The organism is Floridaenema flaviceps BLCC-F50, from assembly GCF_041929275.2.
GTDB lineage: Bacteria > Cyanobacteriota > Cyanobacteriia > Cyanobacteriales > Aerosakkonemataceae > Floridanema > Floridanema flaviceps.
The window spans coordinates 1795738-1813505 of record NZ_JBHFNR020000001.1 but is presented as its reverse complement, the minus strand read 5'-3'; the positions used below and the strand labels follow the sequence as shown (position 1 = coordinate 1813505).

At 39.5% G+C, this 17768-nt stretch carries 27 protein-coding genes; 11 read left to right on the top strand and 16 right to left on the bottom strand.

Features of this window, described 5'->3' with window-relative positions:
* Window positions 1-45 precede the first annotated feature (45 nt).
* Window positions 46-471: an IS200/IS605 family transposase gene (tnpA, locus tag ACE1CI_RS08705; protein WP_413265622.1), complete on the top strand. Its 426-nt coding sequence runs from the start codon at window positions 46-48 to the stop codon at window positions 469-471.
* A gap of 692 nt (window positions 472-1163) precedes the next feature.
* Here tnpA and ACE1CI_RS08700 read toward each other — a convergent pair.
* On the bottom strand, window positions 1164-2006 hold the full coding sequence (locus ACE1CI_RS08700) for a hypothetical protein (protein ID WP_413265539.1): 843 nt from the start codon (window positions 2004-2006) through the stop codon (window positions 1164-1166).
* Window positions 2007-2304: 298 nt separating this feature from the next.
* A complete protein-coding gene (locus ACE1CI_RS08695) occupies window positions 2305-3234 on the bottom strand; it encodes a hypothetical protein (protein ID WP_413265538.1) in 930 nt (309 codons plus the stop codon).
* A 174-nt stretch (window positions 3235-3408) separates the two neighbouring features.
* On the opposite strand from ACE1CI_RS08695, the gene ACE1CI_RS08690 reads away from it, so the two are divergent.
* The gene (locus tag ACE1CI_RS08690) at window positions 3409-4029 is read left to right on the top strand and encodes a cytochrome b N-terminal domain-containing protein (protein ID WP_413265537.1); all 621 of its coding nucleotides are present in this window, start codon (window positions 3409-3411) and stop codon (window positions 4027-4029) included.
* 151 nt (window positions 4030-4180) lie between these two features.
* Here ACE1CI_RS08690 and ACE1CI_RS08685 read toward each other — a convergent pair whose 3' ends face one another.
* Window positions 4181-4726, bottom strand: coding sequence for a hypothetical protein (locus ACE1CI_RS08685; protein ID WP_413265536.1), 546 nt, complete (start codon window positions 4724-4726; stop codon window positions 4181-4183).
* A 155-nt stretch (window positions 4727-4881) separates the two neighbouring features.
* On the opposite strand from ACE1CI_RS08685, the gene ACE1CI_RS08680 reads away from it, so the two are divergent.
* Together ACE1CI_RS08680 and ACE1CI_RS08675 are read left to right on the top strand one after the other, a co-directional pair.
* Window positions 4882-5388, top strand: coding sequence for a hypothetical protein (locus tag ACE1CI_RS08680; RefSeq protein WP_413265535.1), 507 nt, complete (start codon window positions 4882-4884; stop codon window positions 5386-5388).
* Window positions 5389-5426: 38 nt separating this feature from the next.
* Complete coding sequence (locus ACE1CI_RS08675; RefSeq protein ID WP_413265534.1) at window positions 5427-6305, top strand: hypothetical protein; 879 nt, start codon at window positions 5427-5429, stop codon at window positions 6303-6305.
* An 85-nt stretch (window positions 6306-6390) separates the two neighbouring features.
* On the opposite strand, the gene ACE1CI_RS08670 is transcribed toward ACE1CI_RS08675, so the two are convergent.
* The gene (locus ACE1CI_RS08670; protein ID WP_413265542.1) at window positions 6391-6966 is read right to left on the bottom strand and encodes a Uma2 family endonuclease; all 576 of its coding nucleotides are present in this window, start codon (window positions 6964-6966) and stop codon (window positions 6391-6393) included.
* Between the two features lie 40 nt (window positions 6967-7006).
* Window positions 7007-7129, bottom strand: a complete 123-nt coding sequence (locus ACE1CI_RS08665) for a hypothetical protein (protein WP_413265533.1) — start codon at window positions 7127-7129, stop codon at window positions 7007-7009.
* On the opposite strand from ACE1CI_RS08665, the gene ACE1CI_RS08660 reads away from it, so the two are divergent.
* From ACE1CI_RS08660 to ACE1CI_RS08650, 3 genes are all read left to right on the top strand, one after another.
* Window positions 7083-7466 carry an HPP family protein gene (locus ACE1CI_RS08660; RefSeq protein WP_413265541.1) on the top strand — a complete coding sequence of 128 codons (384 nt, stop codon included), beginning with the start codon at window positions 7083-7085 and terminating at the stop codon, window positions 7464-7466. The two genes, ACE1CI_RS08665 and ACE1CI_RS08660, sit on opposite strands and share 47 nt — an antisense overlap.
* Before the next feature lie 70 nt (window positions 7467-7536).
* A complete protein-coding gene (locus tag ACE1CI_RS08655; protein WP_413265532.1) occupies window positions 7537-7722 on the top strand; it encodes a type II toxin-antitoxin system HicB family antitoxin in 186 nt (61 codons plus the stop codon).
* Window positions 7715-7900 carry a hypothetical protein gene (locus ACE1CI_RS08650; RefSeq protein ID WP_496615342.1) on the top strand — a complete coding sequence of 62 codons (186 nt, stop codon included), beginning with the start codon at window positions 7715-7717 and terminating at the stop codon, window positions 7898-7900. The genes ACE1CI_RS08655 and ACE1CI_RS08650 overlap by 8 nt, the downstream gene beginning before the upstream one ends.
* A 117-nt stretch (window positions 7901-8017) precedes the next feature.
* On the opposite strand, the gene ACE1CI_RS08645 is transcribed toward ACE1CI_RS08650, so the two are convergent.
* The 3 genes from ACE1CI_RS08645 to ACE1CI_RS08635 form a co-directional block, all read right to left on the bottom strand.
* On the bottom strand, window positions 8018-8242 hold the full coding sequence (locus tag ACE1CI_RS08645; protein ID WP_413265530.1) for a hypothetical protein: 225 nt from the start codon (window positions 8240-8242) through the stop codon (window positions 8018-8020).
* Between the two features lie 105 nt (window positions 8243-8347).
* Entirely contained in the window at window positions 8348-8524 is a 177-nt protein-coding gene (locus tag ACE1CI_RS08640; RefSeq protein ID WP_413265529.1) for a hypothetical protein, read from the bottom strand.
* 2 nt (window positions 8525-8526) lie between these two features.
* Window positions 8527-8871, bottom strand: coding sequence for a hypothetical protein (locus ACE1CI_RS08635; protein WP_413265528.1), 345 nt, complete (start codon window positions 8869-8871; stop codon window positions 8527-8529).
* Window positions 8872-8874: 3 nt separating this feature from the next.
* Between ACE1CI_RS08635 and ACE1CI_RS08630 the strand changes: the two genes are divergently transcribed.
* Complete coding sequence (locus ACE1CI_RS08630; protein ID WP_496615341.1) at window positions 8875-9234, top strand: hypothetical protein; 360 nt, start codon at window positions 8875-8877, stop codon at window positions 9232-9234.
* Complete coding sequence (locus ACE1CI_RS08625; RefSeq protein WP_413265526.1) at window positions 9221-9691, top strand: type II toxin-antitoxin system VapC family toxin; 471 nt, start codon at window positions 9221-9223, stop codon at window positions 9689-9691. The genes ACE1CI_RS08630 and ACE1CI_RS08625 overlap by 14 nt, the downstream gene beginning before the upstream one ends.
* Window positions 9692-9793: 102 nt before the next feature.
* Here ACE1CI_RS08625 and ACE1CI_RS08620 read toward each other — a convergent pair whose 3' ends face one another.
* From ACE1CI_RS08620 to groES, 3 genes are all read right to left on the bottom strand, one after another.
* On the bottom strand, window positions 9794-10006 hold the full coding sequence (locus tag ACE1CI_RS08620) for a DUF6887 family protein (protein ID WP_413265525.1): 213 nt from the start codon (window positions 10004-10006) through the stop codon (window positions 9794-9796).
* Window positions 10007-10283: 277 nt separating this feature from the next.
* Window positions 10284-11921, bottom strand: coding sequence for a chaperonin GroEL (gene groL, locus ACE1CI_RS08615; RefSeq protein ID WP_413265524.1), 1638 nt, complete (start codon window positions 11919-11921; stop codon window positions 10284-10286).
* A gap of 111 nt (window positions 11922-12032) precedes the next feature.
* Window positions 12033-12344 (bottom strand): co-chaperone GroES, encoded by a 312-nt coding sequence (gene groES, locus ACE1CI_RS08610; protein WP_413265523.1) that lies wholly within the window; start codon window positions 12342-12344, stop codon window positions 12033-12035.
* 252 nt (window positions 12345-12596) lie between these two features.
* Here groES and ACE1CI_RS08605 point away from each other — a divergent pair, with 252 nt between their 5' ends.
* Both ACE1CI_RS08605 and ACE1CI_RS08600 read left to right on the top strand, forming a co-directional pair.
* Window positions 12597-13061, top strand: coding sequence for a (2Fe-2S) ferredoxin domain-containing protein (locus tag ACE1CI_RS08605; protein ID WP_413265522.1), 465 nt, complete (start codon window positions 12597-12599; stop codon window positions 13059-13061).
* Between the two features lie 273 nt (window positions 13062-13334).
* Window positions 13335-13982: a response regulator transcription factor gene (locus tag ACE1CI_RS08600; RefSeq protein WP_413265521.1), complete on the top strand. Its 648-nt coding sequence runs from the start codon at window positions 13335-13337 to the stop codon at window positions 13980-13982.
* Window positions 13983-14109: 127 nt separating this feature from the next.
* On the opposite strand, the gene cysW is transcribed toward ACE1CI_RS08600, so the two are convergent.
* The 5 genes from cysW to ACE1CI_RS08575 form a co-directional block, all read right to left on the bottom strand.
* Window positions 14110-14937 carry a sulfate ABC transporter permease subunit CysW gene (gene cysW / locus ACE1CI_RS08595; RefSeq protein ID WP_413265520.1) on the bottom strand — a complete coding sequence of 276 codons (828 nt, stop codon included), beginning with the start codon at window positions 14935-14937 and terminating at the stop codon, window positions 14110-14112.
* Entirely contained in the window at window positions 14930-15787 is an 858-nt protein-coding gene (gene cysT / locus ACE1CI_RS08590) for a sulfate ABC transporter permease subunit CysT (protein WP_459564086.1), read from the bottom strand. The genes cysW and cysT overlap by 8 nt, the downstream gene beginning before the upstream one ends.
* A 95-nt stretch (window positions 15788-15882) precedes the next feature.
* Entirely contained in the window at window positions 15883-16224 is a 342-nt protein-coding gene (locus ACE1CI_RS08585) for an NIL domain-containing protein (RefSeq protein WP_413265519.1), read from the bottom strand.
* Between the two features lie 21 nt (window positions 16225-16245).
* Window positions 16246-16536, bottom strand: coding sequence for an NIL domain-containing protein (locus ACE1CI_RS08580; RefSeq protein ID WP_413265518.1), 291 nt, complete (start codon window positions 16534-16536; stop codon window positions 16246-16248).
* A gap of 3 nt (window positions 16537-16539) precedes the next feature.
* Entirely contained in the window at window positions 16540-17715 is a 1176-nt protein-coding gene (locus ACE1CI_RS08575) for a sulfate ABC transporter substrate-binding protein (protein ID WP_413265517.1), read from the bottom strand.
* Window positions 17716-17768 lie beyond the last annotated feature (53 nt).

Below are 17768 nucleotides of genomic sequence, written 5' to 3'. Positions count from 1 at the left end.
TACCAAGTTACTGTTTTAGTTGTCAATACGGTTGCTTAATTAGCTATGGAAAGTGGCATCAGGTTAAAAACCCGTTCTAACAGCGCTTTTAGACTCATCTATCATTTAGTTCTAGTAACTAAATTCCGTCGCCAATCCCTAACAGGAGAAATCCTTACTAGAATGAAATCAATCATCAACGAATTATTGTTTAAATGGGAATGTGAATTAATTGAGTTTGGTGGAGAATCAGATCATGTGCATCTGTTGATTGAGGCTCATCCTAGTGTTGACTTATCTAAATTAGTAAATAATATAAAGACCGTAACTTCTAGGAAATTACGGTCTGAATTTTCTCAACATCTAAAAAAGTTTTACTGGGCAGAAAAGCCTCAGTTTTGGTCTGGTTCTTATGCGTTAATTAGTGTTGGCGCACAAGCACCACTGAATAAACTTATAGAATATGTGCAAAACCAAGAGAAACCAGAATAAACGTTGCTACGCATTTTTATGTTGGTTTCGCTAACCCTACCTAAACTTCGTTATAGGTAGGGACTGCGCTCAACATTTTTGTTCAAACTGAAATGCTTTTTGGATTTGGGGAAATACTCTTCTTTGCATGACGTAATCTAGCCGCTGTAGCAATTTTTCATCGCTAACAAAGTGATCTCGCCTAATTTTATGGGTTCTCTCGTACTTATGGTGATAAGTAATTCTAATTAATTCGTAAGATGCGTACTTGATCAGGAATCCCAGCCCCCTGTCGTAGGGGCAAGTCCTGAATCGCTCGTCTCCCAGTCGCCCAAACCAAGGTTTTACAGCCCAAGTACAAGGTCAGCAAACAGTTGGGTAAAGGCATCGTAAATTCTATTTTATTATATTTCTCTATCTAGGGCTTGCTGAATAAGTCTGTTGGTGAGGGTAGAGACACGGCATCAAAAACATTTGCAACTCCTGCGTTATCTCCTGAATGCCGTGTCCCTACAATTTCCCTGAAAAAGGCTTGGGGAATTCGCCAAAAGATGCGATCGCAAAGACTCGTTTTGAGCAAAAAAGGCGCTTTCACCCTTACCTATCTTACTTTCTTCCTTTCTTCAGCAAGCCCTATCTAAATAATTGAGCTAGGGAAAAAAAGGTGGGATCGCCAAACAAAGGAATTGACGATCGCACTTAATATCAAAACATTAATAAGCGCTCACAATTGACCACTTAACGGTTTGAGTCCCCGAATTATCAAAGTAATAACCTGTTTCGTCATTGTTGATAAATGAGACAACTTCACCGGGTTTCATTTGAATAGTTTGCTCTTTCCCACTACCTATAGCTTGGTCATATTTTACTGTAACTAATGCCGCAGGTTTAATCTTGGAAAAGCGCATTTTTGCTTCTTGTCCACTAGTTTCCGCATTCCCATTAGCATCTACTTCTTTAGCAAATATCCATGAATTGCCATAGTTCCACTTTCCTTCGGCTTCAATTTTCAATGTGATAGTTTTGTCCGATTCGTTCATCAATGTGGGCAAGTCTTGTTCCTCAGTTGCTTCCACTGTCAGTTCGCCGCTAGGTAATTCAATATCACTATTGATCTCTCCACCTTGTTGACTTGAAGTATGACAAGTGCTGGGATTAATCGCCGAAATTGACCACTTAATTGTCAAACTGCCACTATTATCACCATAGACACCGGGTTGATCGTTGCTAATAAAAAATACGCTTTCCCCTGGGTCAAGTGAAATCATCTGATCTTTCCCACTCGCCACAGCTTTGTCGTTTTTTACCGCTACCAATGCCGCTGGTGTAATATCTGGAAAACGCATATATGGATGTCGTCCCGTTTGCGCCACGTTACCATTGCCATCTACTTGGTTAGCAAATGCTTCTTCTCCGCCATAAGACCACATTCCCTCGGCTTGAATTTTCAAGGTTAGCCTTTTATCTGAAGTGTTAGTCAAACTGGGTAGGTTATTTTCTTCCTTTGCTTCAACGGTTAATTCGCCACTGGGTAGAATGATGCTGGATTTGCTCATAGATTTTGATTTTTTTCAAGTACTTAAGTATTTTATACTAATAGTTGCTCTTTAATTATTTTTGGCATTACTTAAAAAGTCTGTTGTTCTTGCTCATAAGTAAGAAAAGTAGAAAAATTCAGTTTTAAAATGATGTCAACTGGTATAATTAATTTTTAGTATTTGTCGAAACAGGGAGAAGGATATACCTACGGTACGCTACGCGATATACCTACGGTACGCTACGCGATCGCACATCTCAGTCATCAAGTCAATCATGAGAAAGTGCGATCGCAATAGCAAAAATCAGCCGTTATAGTCAAGGAGAAATTACCTCACAATTTGTAACTTGACTTCTAGCGCTCAAGGCTTCCCTTTTAATTGTCTGAGCAATTCTGTCAGCTACTTGTTTACTTTGCCAATAACTACCGTGAGCATCGCCGCCATGTACTAAAGCTAAAATTTCCTGACTTACCATTTGGAAGAAGAAATCAGAAAAGTCTTCTTTTCTAATAATTATATCTTCCAAATAGAGATGTTTTGTTTCGAGCAATTTTTTTAAAGGCCAAGCTACAGGATCTCCTGGGTGGATAAAATTCAACCAAGGTAATTTTCTTTGGCGGGCATCGTGCAAATTTTGCAGGAATTTTTCAAACAAATCTTGGAAATCATGGGTACTACCATCAACATGAAGTAAGGTAAAAAGTGCGATCGGTGAACCCATTGTGTGAATGCTAGAAAGTTTAACACCTGTATTGGGATATGGCGGTAAACCAAATAATTTTTCCCGAATCTCCATGACATCTTTATGCGCTGGAGAATCTTCATAAGTCCAACGTTTAGCAAACAAGATATCAAACAAAATTACTGTTCCCCAACTATGAGTAATTAGGTGCAGACGGTCTTGTTGAGCATTGCAACTTTCTAATACCTGTTCTATCTCTTTAATCCTTTGTACAACTTTTGAACCAATAGTACGGCTAAGATAAAGTGCTGCGTCACCTGCAAATTGCAATAATTGTTTAGAGCGAAAGTCTTTAAACCAAACTTTGTTCCAAGCTTCTGATTCTTTAAAACTTGTGCGAAGTCTTTCTTGTTCAGCGTCGCCAATATCACCCCAATAAAGAGATATTTTTTCTAGTTTCTGGGATGAACCTGCACTTTCCTGAATTAACTGGAAAAGTTTATCAGCGTAACGCTTGTCACGAGTGTTTACGCCATGAATAAACAAGAGGTAATCTTTTGCCATTGGTAATTCCTTTATTTATGGACTATGTAAGTATTACCAGTTGAGGTAGCTGGCATCCGGGAGCTTTGGCTGTATTTTTACGGGTATTTACCCCCTGTTACGTTGGAATATCTTCAAAAAACTTAATATAATAGATGAAAATACATATACAACTCATCGAGGCTAAGATTCGCCATGAGAAACATTTCGTACTCTTTTATACTGCGGCGATTGGCTACGATTTTGTCTGTGGCAATTATTTCACTGAGTTTAATAGCAGGGATTACGGGAATTTTGCTGTCTTTTTATTACGAACCTACTGCGGGTGGGGCGTATAATTCATTGCAAAGTATCAAATCAGAAATTCCCAATGGTTGGTTAATTCAGCGCCTTCATGAAATTGCAGGTAATGGATTAATTGGTGTGTCTTTGATTCAAATTGTGGTGATGTTTTTGGGTGAGAAATTTCGCCCTAGTTGGTTAACTGCTTGGATTAGTGGGATTTTATTAACTTTAACTGCGATCGCGCTCAGTTGGAGTGCCATGTTACTGGACTGGACACAGTTAGGATATTGGCGGTTTAACATTGAGTTAGGAACAATAGAAGCAATTCCGGTAATTGGTTCTCTGTTGCGCGAATTTCTCACAGGCGGAGGCGCAGTTAACACCATGACAGTGATGCGTCTTTACACTTTGCACAGTTATGTTTTGTCAATGGGTGCGATCGTTCTCGCAATCATTCATTTAATCGGATTATTGCGACAAGAGCAAGAAGAAAAACAAGCATCGAACGAAGCAATAAATACAGCTTCTTAGTAAATTAGGAGTTGAGAGTAAACTAGTTATTTGGTAACTCTCAACTCCTTCACTTTTCCTAAAAAATCAGTTTAATGAAAGCTACAAAGGCTTACCTAACAAAGAAAATTTTATTGTTAAAAGCCTGAATTTTCTAACTTTATGTGAATTTTTAAATTAGTCGGAAAGAATCGAGAAATATTTGTTGATTCTCAGGTTTAGCTGCCATAGCTAAAACTATATAAAGCCGTTGATTGACTAAATAAACTCGACCTTTACCATTAATACCTTCCTTCAATTTAAGCTCAAATTCTTTACCAGGATGTCCATCTAAAGAGACAGTTTGTGCGTTGATTAACTTAGCCTTAGCATCTTTAGCAAAATCATTCGGTGCCTTGTCTAATAATGTAGTAATTTCTTCCTTACTCAAGTTTTCAATATCAGGAATATCAGAATAGTGAATTAGAAAAGCAGAGTCATCAGAAATTAGGGAGAAAGAGTGTTCTGTGGAACCATCTTGATTAGTTTCCGTTTCTTCTTTAGGAGTTCCTGGCATGGAAACAGCGAATCTCCCTTTCTCAGAAGAAAACTCATTCCAAGATGCTTGTTGTGTTAGTAGAATTGGTTGTTGGAATTGGACTACACTTTCCGCCCGCAAAGGGATTAACAACCAGAGAGGAGTAGCAAGAGTAATGATAGCCAGGGTTTTGAGTTTCATGTTCAAGTTAGCTCCAAGTTTGGTGAATTACCTTTTTTAGAGGATACACTGGAAGGAGTTTTTGATCCGTATTTTGCTAACTTTCCTCAATATCCGGTATAAATGTTGGCACATTTCAGTTTTTAATGGGTAAGGGAACGTAATTAAGTGCTGCCATGTTTAACTCTTTGCCATTAGCGATCGCTTCTAATGATGTAATTGACTGGTTGAATACTAACCCCAAAGTTCTTCGCCTACTCGATTTGCTTTTATGGGGAACTAATCATCCAATTTGGGGATTAATTATAATATTGATTATATTAGCGTTACTCTGGAATCTATTCAAAGCTTTTAGTTATCTGGTGGCAATACTTGCTAGAGAATTAGTGCAAGCACCAATGAAATTGTTGAGATTTTCTTGGAGAGTCAGTACTAAATCTATACAGCAAGTTGGCAATTTAGCCATTAAACAATTGACTGGCAAAAAAAATACGGAACTTCCGGCTTTACCTCCAGCAAGTTCTCAACTGGTGCAAATAGATAAACAGCAAAGATTGACGGAAATTTCGACTAGATTAGAAGAAATTCAAAAAGAACAGAATGAGCTTTTACAAGAAGTAGCATCCTTAATGGGTGGAGAAAAAATTACTGTAGAAGTTACCCAAGATTTAAGGCAGGTTTAGCAGAGCAATTTTTGTAGAGAAATAGCAGGGTATGAAATATGAAAATAGCACTTCTGGAAAGATTTTCTCAAGACTTGCAAAATAGCAAAGATTATTTCGCTCAAAAAATGGGAAATACAATTGATACCGTAACAGCAGTTACTAACCAAACCAAAGATTCTCTTTCCCAAACTACTGAGCAAACGAAAGAACTTTTTATCCAAGGAACAAGCAAACTTTTAAATAATTTCAGTCAAGAGACGAGTCAAGCTGTTAGTACAGTCACACAAGCAACGGAAAAAGCCAAAAATTCATTAACTCAAGCTACAAGTCACGCGGTTACTAGCATAAATGAAACTAGTAAAAGTGCTGTGGGATCGATCGCCCAAACCGCCCAAAAAGCCAAAGAAACAATTTCCCAATCTTCCGTGCAAGCAGTTGATAGTATTCAGCAAGTAACAGCACAAGCAAAAGCATCTTTAGAAGAAACAATCCAAAAAACTGAAGGTTTAAGTCATACCTTAACTGAAGGTATAGAAAAAGGGATAAATAGTTATGTTACTGATTGGATGAATCACCATGTAATTTTAGGTTGGTTTTTCACTCATCCGCTGTTTGCGATCGCCATTTTTCTCATATCTATTGTGTTAATTTGGGGATTATTTCAAGCTTTAGGTGGTTTAATTGTCAAAGGCTGGATGTCGGTTTTGGGATCTCCGGTATTGTTATTGCGCTCGCTTCTACCCAAAGCTTATCAATCAACAGCAAACACTATAAACAATAAACTTTCATTACCAAAACCAGACAGCGAAGATCCCAAAGAAAGGTTCAATACAATTTTACACAGACTGAATGAAATCAAACAAGAACAGGAGACTCTTTTGCAAGAATTAGCCAAAATATTAGAGACAACTGATTTAAATTTAAAAGTGAAGTAATTTAGTCCTTGTCAAGCGGACTTTGTGTGTGTAGCCGCGTTCGCGTAGCGTGTGCGTAGCACGTATTTCAATCGTCCGGTTTCTTTCAATAAACATCTAACCTCAAACTAAATCCCGGTAATACATCTTCGCCTAATAATTCAGTTGGCAAATTTCGCACTTCTACCTCTTTTCCTAAACGATAGATTTCCACCTGTTGCTGTTGGGGATTAATCAACCAACCTAATCTCACACCTGCATCCAAATATTCCCGCATCTTCTCTTGTAAAATTGACAAATTATCTGTTTCTGACCTTAATTCAATTACAAAATCTGGTGCAATAGGGGGAAACTTACGCCTTTGTTCTGGTGTTAAAGCTGACCAACGTTCGCGACTAATCCAAGCCGCATCAGGAGATCGATCGCCTCCATTTGGTAACTTAAAAATAGTAGAAGAACTGAAAGTGTAACCGAGTCGAGTTTGCCGATTCCAGATTGCCAAATCAGCATTTAATTCTGATTCACGATTACCACTTTCTCCGCCAACTGGAGGCATAATAATTAGTTCTCCTTTTGCATTACGTTCAAAGTTCAACTCGCGGTTATCTTGGCAAAGTTGATAGAATTGTTCATCAGTTAAATCAACTGAATTGAGGTTTAATTTTAGGGGAGTGAGTACCATAAAGTTGACTAAAACTACTTCCAAAGTTTGATGTTTGTCGTCAGGGAGCCAAACACCGCAAACGATCGGGAAAACACCAACCTTCAGAGGAAGAGGATGAGGGTAGCGGGTTAGCGATCGCTTTTGGTGCTCTCTTAGATGGTATCCCAGAGTCGATCGTCATCGGAGTATTTGCTGTCCCCGATAGCCCTCTAGCTCAACCCAGGAATGTGATTGGGGGAAACTTTATTGCTGCGATCGTCTGCGTTACACTGGTACAGTTTTTTGGCTCCGAACCTTGGGTAATGGCGTTAGCAGTGGCGACAGCAATTAAGCTGATGCAGTTAACTAGAACGCTTCATCCGCCAGCAGGTGCGATCGCCCTATTGGGGGTAATGAGCAATGCTGACTGGGATTTTGTCTGGACTCCGATTCTGCTAGGGTCGATCGTAATGGTTTTGTGTACAGTCATTTTCCATAACTTAGTTGCTCGTAGAGCCTACCCTAAACACTGGCTTTAACAACGATCGAGGTTAATGCTAAAGTTACCTTATTAAGCAATTAGTCAAACTAAACAAAGGATTGCTAAAAGTGGAAACACTGCTTAATCTGCATATAGAGAAACTACCAGAAGGAGTTTATTTAGCAACATCCGAAGATCTTCCAGGGTTAGTAGCACAAGGAAAAACAATTGCTGAAACATTAGAAATTGCGCGTGATGTAGCTCAAAAGTTATTAGAGGCAAGAGAGCAACATAATGGAACCTGCCATGACTAATCAACCGCGAATTCCAGATCCAGAAACACGCGCACGTCTCCTTAATTCTTTGCGTCAAACTCGCTTGGAATTGGAAGAGTTTGGTTTACAACTAGAGGAAGTTATTGCAGGATTAGAAAAACATATTCGTGAGCAAAAGTTACGGCGAATAGAGAAAGCAAAGCAAAAATTGAAGTAAGTAAATTGCTGAAATTCAACCTTCGATCGCATCATCATCTTCTCGAGTTTACTGAATTCTGCGGCGGCGGTGCGATTTTTTCGATAGCGATCGCGAATCAAGTTTTGATAGGATTTTTCAAAGTTCTCTGATAACTCGATCTGAAATTCCTCTGATTCGTTCACAAGCTTCCTCCGCAGTCATAGATTTTCTATTTTCTGAATTGCTAAAACCCTCTTCGATAGCTTCAGATAATGCTTTTTGATAAGCAAAATCTTCCTGCTCAACTTTACCCAAAATTGCATTAATCAGACGCTTGGAGTTACTAAAATAGGCAATAAAAGCGTCGATAGTAGCAAACATTTAACTTACCTCCTGATATTCACTTTAGCACTGCTCTTCAATATTTCTGAAATTAGGTGTAAATTACCAATTACCGATCGACTCGAAGTAGGAGTTCAATATCTTTTAATTTCCACCATTCACACCAGTTTGCTCTTTTGAGGCTTGTTTCTCTTGATATTGATTTTCCCATTTTTCGGCTATTTCCGTTGCCGTTTCATACATAACTTTTGCTTTCTCGTAAGCATCTTTAGCAAGTGCAAGCAATTCATCCATTTTGCGATCGTCTGGTAATCCTTTCATAATCAATTTTGTAAACGCTCCACAATTCTTCTGATTCCTATTTTAGCTTCTACTACCTGTCCCAGTAGAGTTCCCAACTCTTCGCCTACTTCCTGTATTTCCAAATCAGTTACATCTGAATTTGAAATTTTCTCAACAATCGTTGGCAACCTTCTTGTTCTACACATCTCCACAAAAAATAGAATACTACTGAAATAAGCAAAAAATTGGCTTATGGCGATATTTTCGGGAAACTGTGACAATATAGGTCGAACAAGGTTTATTCCCTCAGTTGCTTCTTGCTCTGCTTCATTTAGTTCTAGGGTTACTCGGTCAATTATATCTCTGATTTCTGGTGGAATAGACATTTATTGAAACATGATATTTTTGAATATAGCATACCATCAAAAATCAGGCATTTCGGTTGCAATTTTTTGCAACCTGTAGCTGATGAATTTGATTATCCCTTAGTGGGTAGTCAGATTATGGGTAGATTAGCTACAGAAGCTAAACTAAGATCTATTAAAACAGGAGACTTAAAAATTATGAAAGGTTACATCAAAGGGCAAAGTATTATTCTGACACAACCCTTACCAGAAAATATCCAAGATGGAGATGAGGTAGAAGTATCTCTTTCTGTCGTTCCTCAAAAAAAATATCCTTTTCCTACCTTTGACCTAGAAATCAAAGATGAATATCTTGACAGAGAAAAAATGTATGAGTCAGATTAAGATATTCTTCGATACAAATGTATTGGTGTATGCTCACGATAAATTTGCCAGCTATCACACTAACTCGGCAGAACTGCTTAAAATGGCTGTTGAAAGTAAAATTCAAGGTGTAATTGCGGAACAAAACATGATTGAATTGTACAGGATTCTCACCAATCCTACAGCGATGAAAGGTAATGCTTTAATCGCATCCCAAGCGAGAGATTTAATCAATGGAACTTACTTAGGAGGTACGTTTGAGGTTATCTATCCAATCCGTTCTACTCTAGACAGAGCATTGCAACTAGCAGTTAAGGGAAATTTTGTTTCAGCTAGAATTTTTGATATTCGGTTAGCTGCTTTGATTTTAGATGTAAATATTGACTATTTTGCTACTTACAATGTCAGCGATTTTCAGGGAATCACAGGCTTAAATCCTTTAACTCCAGAACAAATAATGGCTTTTTTACCAACATAGATTACCCGAATTTCTCGATCGCTCTCGTTAAAAAATGCGATCGCAATTTCTTGGCAGAGTACAATTAGCCTTAATTTTAATCATAGCGATCGCATTTAATTCTCAGATTGCTTCTCCAGTGTTTCCCAATTTTCTCTTAAGTATCTGTTCCATTTCTCGGAAATCTTCATCAGTTTGGGGAAAGGGATATTTTGGACTATTGGGATTTCTGCGGTTAATTAGGGCTGCGATCGCATCATCATCTTCTCGATGACTTAAAATATAAGCTCTCAATTCTTGACGAGTCATATTATTAAAATCAGGCTTCTTCATCATTAAAACACCACTGACCATCAGAAAAGATTAGTCTTTTTAATAGTTAAAAAAATTTTTTGAACCACGAAGACACGAAGGAAACGAAGAAAGAGGAAGATTATGATTTTTGGTAGTTTGTAGGGTGCGTCAAATAGGATAAATTTAGACGAAAAACACTAAAAATTTTAAAGTTATGACACCGTGTCTTCGTGGTTCAAATAAAAAAACAGCCACCTCCCCAAAGGAAGCAGCTGTTTTTACCAAAGGGCGGGCAAGATGCCCACCCCACAAGATATGATTAGTAATCGAAGTCGCCACCCATGCCAGCGCCAGCACCAGCAGGAGCATTATCCTTGGGTTCTGGTTTGTCAACCACGATACATTCGGTGGTTAACACCATTCCGGCAATAGAAGCAGCGTTTTGCAGAGCAGAACGAGTTACTTTAGCGGGGTCAACGATACCAGCTTCAAACATATCAACGAAATCGTTCTTAGCGGCATCGAAACCTACGTTGAAGTCTTTTTCCTTCACTCTTTCAGCGATTACTGCGCCGTTTTGACCAGCATTTTCAGCGATTCTCTTCAGAGGAGCGGTCAAAGCACGAGCTACAATTAAAGCGCCAGTCAACTCTTCACCCGTCAGGTTGCTGTTAGCCCAAGAATCAACTTGAGGAGCTAAGTGAGCTAAAGTTGTACCACCACCGGGAACGATACCTTCTTCTACAGCAGCTTTAGTTGCGTTAATCGCATCTTCTAAGCGCAGCTTGCGATCCTTCATTTCAGTTTCGGTAGCTGCACCGACTTTGACAACTGCAACGCCACCAGCTAGTTTAGCCAAACGTTCTTGCAGTTTTTCCTTGTCATAAGAAGATTCAGTTTCTTCCATTTGACGACGGATTTGATCGCAGCGAGTTTTAACTGCTTTTTCGTTACCTTCAGCGACGATCGTACTATTATCTTTAGTAATAGTCATGCGACGCGCTCTACCCAGCATATCTATCTTGGTGCTTTCCAGCTTCAGACCTGCATCTTCGGTGATTACTTGACCACCAGTTAAGACTGCGATATCTTCCAGCATAGCTTTGCGGCGATCGCCAAATCCAGGAGCCTTCACAGCAGCTACGTTCAATACACCACGCAGGCGGTTAACTACCAAGGTCGCCAAAGCTTCTTTTTCAATATCTTCAGCGATAATAACTAATGGCTTGCCAGAACGTGCAACTTGTTCGAGTACAGGTACTAAGTCTTGTACCAAAGCAATCTTCTTGTCAGTTAACAGGATGAAAGGCTCATCTAAAACCGCTTCCATCCGTTCTGCATCAGTTACAAAGTAAGGAGAGATGTAACCTTTATCAAAACGCATCCCTTCGGTGATTTCCAACTCGGTAGTCATGGACTTACCTTCTTCTAGGGAAATCACGCCTTCTTTACCAACTTTATCCATTGCTTCGGCGATCATGTTGCCGACTTCTTCATCGTTACCAGCAGAGATGGTACCAACTTGAGCAATGGCTTTGGTTTCTTCTACTTGACGAGCGTGTGCTTTAATTTGATCAACTAAGAAGTTGGTGGCTTTGTCGATACCGCGTTTTAGGGCGATCGCATTTGCACCAGCAGCAACGTTACGCAGCCCTTCTTTTACCATTGCATGAGCTAAAACTGTAGCAGTGGTGGTGCCGTCGCCAGCAGCATCGTTAGTCTTGGAAGCTGCTTGACGAATCAATGCAACGCCAGTGTTTTCAATATGATCTTCCAATTCAATTTCTTTAGCAATGGTCACACCGTCGTTAACGATTTGAGGTGCGCCGAATTTCTTTTCTAACACTACGTTGCGACCTTTGGGGCCTAATGTTACCGCAACTGCTTCTGCTAGAATGTCAATTCCTTTTTCTAAGGCACGACGAGCGTTTTCGTTGTAGATGATGCGCTTAGCCATAATTTTTCTGTTTCAGTGATTTCAGTGATTGTGTAATTTAGATTTGGGATTTTTGTCATTTGTCATTGTTCTTTTTGCTAATAAACTAATGACTAATGACTAATGACGTTATTAGCTAACGATCGCCAGAATGTCTTTTTCAGAGAGTAGAACGTACTCATCGGTACCGAGTTTGATGTCGGTGCCAGCATACTTGGAATAGAGAACTTTGTCGCCAACTTTAACTTCTAATTCTTGGCGAGTACCGTCTTCATTGCGCTTGCCGGGGCCTACTTGTACAACTTCTCCAACTTGGGGTTTTTCTTTGGCGTTGTCGGGAAGTAGGATACCACCAGCTGTCTTTTCTTCAGCAGCACTTACTTTGACAAATACTCGTTCACCCAAGGGTTTAACGGTGGAAACGCTCAATGATACAGCAGCCATAGTTAATTCCAATCTCCAGAGCTTTTCTGTTTTCTTACAGCAGAGATGAGTTGGCAAGTGCGTCTCGATTAGGTATAACTTCTTTATCAGTCATTACCTTCGCGATCGCTCTTAGCACTCTCACCTCCTGAGTGCTAATTTAAAACGAGGTGAGCCCCAATGACAATAAATTTTTGTGTACGGGTTCCCGAACTCAGTCTGGTGAGGCATGATTTATTAGTGCCAATAAGTTAAAGCCAACAAATAACAAATATGGAAAACTCAGCAATTAAGCCAGATGATGAAACTTGTAATGTTTGTGCTTCTTCAGAAAGTGATGCTTTGACTGTTTGCGTGCAAAAGTTAGGCATCAACCAAATTCAGCGACATATTTTTATCTGTGCCGACCAAACAGTACCGGAGTGTTGTTCTAAAGAAGTAGGTTTACAAGCGTGGAATTACTTAAAAAAGCGTTTAAAAGAATTACAATTAGATAAACCAGCCATTAATCAACCTAATTGCATTTTTCGGACTAAGGCAAATTGCTTAAGAGTTTGCTGTTCAGGACCGATCCTAGTAGTTTACCCTGATGGGGTTTGGTACCACAGTGCTACCCCGGAAGTGATTGAAAGAATTATTCAGGAACATCTAATTGGCAATCAAGTTGTGCAGGAGTACGCTTTTGTAACTCATCCCCTACCGGATGCTACTTTGGCTGTAACTGCCATTGACAATTAAACTTTAAAACCTGGAAATTATACCGCGATCGTATTTGGTAGGCAAGGGGATGCTTTTGCCGAGCACAGATATTATCATTGCAATTAAACAGGATGACTCAGTATTACTACTAGGTTTTTCTTGGTTTTCTACAAACCACTGATTTCCGGTAACGTATACTGATTGTTAATTAGTTAACAAGTCTTACTCAACAGCTTGTTCAGTACAATGTAGATAATACTGGGGAAACCAATTGCAAACGTAATTGCCGCCAGTATAGGCAAGTGGTAAAGCATGGTTAAGGAAACTCGTGTGAGAGATACAAAAAAACTACTGCTAATTGATGATGACCCTAACCTAATCTTACTAGTCAAAGATTACTTAGAATTTAGGGGCTATGAAGTAATCACGGCAGAAAACGGTCGTGAAGCGTTGGAAGTACTGCAAAATGACAGTGCAGATTTAATTATCTGTGATGTGATGATGCCGGAAATGGATGGATATACCTTCGTCAAGCACGTTAGGGAAGATCCTCTAACCAATTGGATTCCGGTGTTGTTCCTTTCTGCTAAAGGTCAAAGCCAAGATAAGGTCAAAGGCTTAAATACCGGAGCAGATGTATATATGGTAAAACCATTTGAGCCAGAAGAACTAGTGGCTCAGGTGGAGTCTTCGCTGAAGCATACCGAACGGTTACGCAACCGCGCAGTTAATGGAGATAGCAATCAAAGAATTACTGTTCCCTTTGATGTGCAGTTAACTCCTACGGAACTGAAGGTAGTACAGCACGTAGCGCGAGGTTTAGCTAATCGAGAAATAGCAGAGGAACTAAATGTCAGTCAACGTACAGTAGAAAGTCATGTGTCGAATATGCTGGGCAAAACTGGACTGCATAATCGCACAGAACTGGCACGTTGGTCAATTGAAAACAATATGGCTTGAGCAAATAGTTTATAAAACCATAGACAAATATCTCAGGTCTTATTTTGTAGGTGTGAGTGACCCTTAATTTAGATTGGAGTAAAGCCTGGACTTTATGTTCCTAAGTTCCTGAATAATCCTTTCTGTATTATTCATCAATTTCTTTAATCCGAGTTTTGCGCTCTAGGATTTCTTTTAGTAGTAGGGTCACTACTGCTAAAAATGCTAGTAACACGGCTGCGGAAAAAGCGGCTTGTGTCTGGTATTGTTTATAGGCTTCTTCGACAAATAAGGGTAATGTTTGAGTTTTGCCGACAATATTACCGGAAACAACTGAAACTGCACCAAATTCTCCCATAGCTCTGGCATTAGTTAAAATCAAGCCATATAGTAAACCCCAACGAATACTAGGTAAGGTAACGCGCCAAAAGATTTGCCAGTCTTTTGCGCCTAGTGTTCTGGCGGCTTCTTCTTGGTCTAAACCTACTTCTTCGAGGACGGGAATTACTTCTCTGGCGACAAATGGTAGGGTAACAAAAGCTGTGGCAAGGATCATTCCGGGAAGGGCGAAAATGATTTTAATATCAGCAGATTCTAACCAAGGGCCAAACCAACCATTGCGACCATAAAGTAAGACAATCATTAAACCAGCTACTACTGGTGAGATGGCAAAAGGTAGGTCGATGATACTTAATAGTAGGGTACGACCAGGGAAGTTTTTATTGCGGGCGATCGCCCAAGCAGTACACAATCCAAAAATTGCATTCACTGGTACTACAATTGCAGCAATAATCAGTGTCATCCAAACTGCATTTAAAAAGTCGTGTTGGGTGAGGTTGTTAAAAAATGGGCCTACGCCATCTTTAAAAGCTTGGTAAAAGACATTAGCTGCGGGAATTAATATTAGTAAGCCTAAGTAACCAAGGGCGATCGCAATTAAAACTGGTTTCACCCATTTAGCTTCTCTTTTATTCATAACGCCGTCCCCATGCTTGTAAAATGTTAATTGCTAACAACATAATCAAAGAAATGAGCAACAAAACTGTGCCAATCACAGTTGCACCTGCATAATCAAACTGTTCCAATCTTTGGAAAACTAGCACAGCAGCAATTAAATCTTTAAACGGAATACTCGAAGAAATAATTACAATTGAACCATATTCTCCAACTGCACGGGAAAAACCCAAGGCAACTCCAGTTAAAATTGCGGGAATTAAAGGCGGTAAAATAACTTTCCAAAATGTCTGAGCATGAGAAGCGCCTAAACTCCAAGCAGCTTCTTCTACTTCTTTTTCCATTTCTTGTAAAACAGGTTGCAATGTTCGCACCACAAAAGGTAGGGAAATAAATAACATTGCTACTCCCACACCAAGGCGAGTAAATGCTACTTTTATTCCCAAAGGTGCGAGTAAAGAACCAATCCAACCATTATCACTATAAACTGTGGCTAATGTTAAACCTGCCACTGAGGTAGGTAAGGCAAAAGGTAGGTCAATTACTGCATCTACAAGACGCTTCAAAGGAAAGTCGTACCTCACTAAAACCCAGGCAATTAATACCCCAAATATGCCGTTAATTGCTGATGCAATTAATGCTGTGGTGAAGGTAACATCATAAGCAGAAAGGGCAACTGGACTAGTGGCAATTTTCCAGAATTCAGCAGGGCCTACTGTACTTGCTTTTAAAAATAAAGCTGCCATTGGTAAGAATAACATTAGGGTAAGATACCCAAACATAATTGACCAAGGCCAAGAGAAATTAAATCGCTGAATCAGGGGTTTTTTTGCCCCACGATTCAGCTGCTCAGGAGTAGAAGATACAGCCATAGAATGAGATTTTCCTGCGAGTTTGTCTTGGTTGCTTTCTTAGCAATTTTCTAAGCAAATTATCCCATTTTTGACTGGGAATTTTGCTATTTTTATCACCAAATTTCTTCTTCGGGATCGGTGGATTTACTCCAGATTTCGATATCCATTTCTGCTAAGTAAATCAAAGCACTTTGAATCTGACGAGTTGAACCTTGTAAATCTAAATCAAACCAACCATCATTGCTAGCATTTGCCCCTAGTAAAGCTTGATTTAAATTTACTGTTAGTTTATGGTCGGAAATCAACCGAGAAATTACTGGTTCTTGATGATATTTTTGGGGAATTTTAATGCGAATCCTGGTTTGGGTTGGTCGATCGTCTGAGACATTATTAGAATTTTCTAATGTGGGATGAATTGGTTCAAATCTAGGTTCAATTTGATGTGGAGTTGCCATTTTTTCCTCCTTTAAATTAAGTTACCAAGCATCGCCGTCGGGGTTAGGTTTACCCCAAATCTTTATTTGGAGTTTCAGTAAGTAATCGAGTGCATTTTGAAGTTGTTCAGGTGTTCCTAGTAGTTCTAAGTCAAACCAACCTTCTTGATGTTTTCCTCCTAAAATCGCTTTAGTAATGTTGAAAGTTAAGCCATAGTCCGCAGTTAAACGAGAAAGCACAGGTTCTTTTTGGTAGGTTTGAGGGATTTTAATTTTAATCCTCACCTTAGTTACACTATCTAATTCAGAGAACCTGTGTTTTAGCTTATTCATTCATTATTTGCCGCTTTTAGCCAGAATTTGGTCGAAAATAGCGCCATCAGCAAAGAAGTTTTTCTGAATATCACTCCACCCACCAAAATCTTTGGCAGTAAACAGTTTTTTAATCGGAACGTATTCCTTAGCAAATTCTTTCTCTACAGTTGGATCGACCGATCGAAAACCGACTTTAGCAAATTCTCGTTGTGCTTCAGGCGTGAACAAGAATTTAACAAAAGCTTCGGAAACTTCTCTGGTTCCATGTTTGTCAACGTTTTTATCTACCACCGTTACAGGAGCATCAATAGAGATGTTCACTTGTGGTATAACATAAGGAAGTTTTTGACCATTTAATGCTGCCAAAATTACTTCATTTTCATAGTTGATCAATACATTTCCTTGACCTTGTTTGAAAAAGACATCGCTAGCTTCTCTAGCATCTCTAGGTAATACGGGAACATTTTTAAATACCTTGGTGGTGTAATCCAAAGCTTTGGCTTGATCGCCTCCTGTTTGCGTTACCGATCCCCACAAACCTAAGAAATTCCACCTAGCGCCACCTGAAGTTTTCGGGTTAGCGGTGATTACTTGTACGCCTGGTTTTGCCAGTTCTTCCCAACCTTTAATTCCTTGAGGATTTCCTTCACGAGTAACTAAAGCTGCTACAGATCTAGTAACAATAGAATTGTTAGGGGCTTCGCTTTGCCAACCTGGTTGAATTAGTCCGGCTTGCTCAATCTTTTGGATATCCAATTCTAAGGCTAATGCCACAATATCGGCTTCCAAACCATCAATTACTGCACGGCTTTGCGAACCAGAACCGCCATAACTTTGGGTGAAAGTTACGTTTTGATTATGTTCTTGTTTCCATTTGGCAGTGAACTGAGGGATAATTTTTTCATAAGCAGCACGGGTAACTGCGTAGGAAACTAATGTTACTTTAACGTCGCCTTGAGTTCCCGAATTTGCGCCCGGAGTAGAACCACTCGGCGCGTTGGAACCTCCACCACAGGAGGCGATCGCCACACTTAAACTTATCCCTACTAAAAATAAGCTGACAAAACTCTTGAATCCGCTTCGCTTACTCTTGAAGTTCAGCTGCTTTTGGCACCACTGTCCTACCATAGAAGTTGCACGAGCAATTACTCTATTTAAGAATTGCCCTTGTTTTGTGGTGCTATGCCACTGACCCATTCTCTCTCCCTCTTTCAAAAAATACGGTTAGTCGCTCGGAATAGTGTATTTAT